The following is a 2,688-nucleotide window of genomic DNA, read 5'->3' on the forward strand; positions in this document are numbered from 1 at the left end:
TTCGTCGGCAAGGAACGCAAGTACAACAGGCGGTTCCTGCAAATGTGCTCGCATTATCTCGTCGATCCCGTCGCCTGAGGCGCTGCTCAACGCAGCAAGCGGCGCTGACAGCAGCGGCCAAACGCGGGAAAAACGGCGGCGCAGCGGCGCGAGCGCGCCGTTGGGGCGCAGGATGCGTTTCGATCCACGCCCGCGCGCACTGCCGCCAACACAGCTCGTCAACACCAAATGTCGCCGCCATTAAGCGCGGCGTCCGCTCAAGAGCGGCGCCGGCTCCGCTCCTTTGCTCAGCGGCCTCACACCACCACGAAGTTGGTGTTGGCGAGCGTGTTGAGCCCCGTCGAAAGCGTTGCGAACTGAACCGCCGCCCCGGCGCCGTTGCCATCGGCGTCGTAATACAGTCCGCCGACGCCGGCGTTGTAGATGAGCCGATCGGTGGCGTCATGCGCACCGGCGCCGATATAGAACGCGTCCGCCGACAAGGTTCCAAGCGTGGTGAGGCTGGCGAATACCGAGTGGTCAAGCGCGATTTTGTCGTCAACCACCGAGAAGCCGACGATTGTGTCGACATTGCTCACGCCGTTCAGCGTGGTGTTGAAGAGGTATCTGTCAGCTCCCAGGCCGCCCTCCAGGGTGTCGGTGCCCAGGCCGCCGCTAAGTACGTTGGCGGCGGCGTTGCCGATCAGATGGTTGGCGAGACCGTTTCCGGTGGCGTTGATCGCGGCGGAGCCGGTCAGCGTCAGATTCTCGATGTTCTGCCCCGCCAGAGAAAAGGTCACCGAGGCGTTCACGGTATCAACGCCCCCGCCAGCGGCTTCCTTGACCACGTCGCCGGCGTTGTCGACGTAATAGGTGTCGTCGCCGAGGCCGCCGATCAGCACGTCCACGCCGGCGCCGCCGTTGAGCACGTTGGCGGCGGCGTTGCCGGTGATGGTGTTGTTCAGCGCGTTGCCGGTTCCGTCGGAGGCGGTCCCGGTGAGGGTCAGGTTTTCGAGATTGTCCCCGAGCGTCAGGGTGACCGAGCTCTGCACCGTGTCTGTGCCAGCATTAGCGGCTTCGATGATCGTGTCGCCGCCATCGGTGACATAGGTGTCGTCGCCGAGGCCGCCCTCCATGACGTCAACGCCGCCGCCGCCGTTGAGCACGTTGGCGGCGGCGTTGCCGATCAGATAATTGGCGAGACCGTTTCCGGTAGCGTTGATCGCGTCGGAGCCGGTCAGCGTCAGATTTTCGATGTTCTGCCCCGCCAGTGAGAAGGTCACAGAGGCAATCACGACGTCGACGCCGCCGCCGGAGACTTCCCGGACCACGTCGCTGGTATTGTCGACGTAATAGGTGTCGTCGCCGAGGCCGCCAATCAGCACGTCCACGCCGGCGCCGCCGTTCAGGACATTGGCGGCGGCATTGCCGGTGATCGTGTTGTTGAGCGCGTTGCCGGTTCCGTTGATCGCGGCGGTTCCGATGAGGGTCAGGTTTTCGAGATTGTCCCCGAGCGTCAGGCTCACAGAACTCTGCACCGTGTCCGTTCCGGCGTTCGCCGCCTCGGTGATCGTGTCGCCACCATCAGTGACATAGGTGTCGTCGCCGAGACCGCCCTCCATGACGTCAGCGCCGCCGCCGCCGTTGAGCGCGTTGGCGGCGGCGTTGCCGATCAGATGATTGGCAAGACCGTTCCCGGTGGCGTTGATCGCGCTGGAGCCGGTCAGCGTCAGATTTTCGATGTTCTGCCCCGCCATCGAGAAGGTCGCCGAGGCAATCACGACGTCGACGCCGCCGCCGGAGACTTCCCGGACCACGTCGCTGGTATTGTCGACGTAATAGGTGTCGTCGCCGAGGCCGCCAATCAGCACGTCCACGCCGGCGCCGCCGTTCAGGACATTGGCGGCGGCATTGCCGGTGATCGTGTTGTTGAGCGCGTTGCCGGTTCCGTTGATCGCGGCGGTTCCGATGAGGGTCAGGTTTTCGAGATTGTCCCCGAGCATCAGGGTGACCGAGCTCTGCACCGTGTCTGTGCCAGCGTTAGCGGCTTCGATGATCGTGTCGCCGCCGTCGGTGACATAGGTGTCGTTGCCGAGACCGCCCTCCATGACGTCAGCGCCCCCGCCGCCGTTGAGCGCGTTGGCGGCGGCGTTGCCGATCAGATGATTGGCGAGACCATTGCCAGTGGCGTTGATCGCGCTGGAGCCGGTCAGCGTCAGATTTTCAATGTTCTGCCCCGCCATCGAGAAGGTCGCCGAGGCAATCACGACGTCGACGCCGCCGCCGGAGACTTCCCGGACCACGTCGCTGGTATTGTCGACGTAATAGGTGTCGTCGCCGAGGCCGCCGATCAGCACGTCCACGCCGGCGCCGCCGTTCAGGACATTGGCTGCGGCATTGCCGGTGATGGTGTTGTTCAGCGCGTTGCCGGTTCCGTTGATCGCGGCGGTTCCGGTGAGGGTCAGGTTTTCGAGGTTCGCCCCGAGCGTCAGGCTGACGGAGCTCTGCACCGTGTCCGTTCCGGCATTCGCAGCCTCGGTGATGGTGTCGCCACCATCGGTGACATAGGTGTCGTCGCCGAGGCCGCCGATCAGGATGTCAGAGCCGCCGCCGCCATTGAGAATATTGGCGCCGTCGTTGCCGCTGATCGTGTTGTTGAGCGCGTTTCCGGTTCCGTTGATGGCGGCGGCGCCGGTGAGGACGAGAAGC

2 protein-coding genes are annotated in these 2,688 nt (G+C 64.6%); both read right to left on the minus strand.

Going from position 1 to position 2,688, the window contains the following annotated elements; all coding sequences use genetic code 11:
- Window positions 1-228: hypothetical protein (locus GJ654_RS21025; protein ID WP_210350862.1), on the minus strand; the 228-nt coding region annotated here is incomplete at its 3' end.
- Window positions 229-296: 68 nt separating this feature from the next.
- Window positions 297-2,688 (minus strand): beta strand repeat-containing protein (locus tag GJ654_RS20590; RefSeq protein ID WP_196305648.1); only part of this gene is annotated, 2,392 nt, incomplete at its 5' end.

This window comes from Rhodoblastus acidophilus (assembly GCF_009720655.1).
GTDB classification, from domain to species: Bacteria; Pseudomonadota; Alphaproteobacteria; order Rhizobiales; family Beijerinckiaceae; genus Rhodoblastus; species Rhodoblastus acidophilus_A.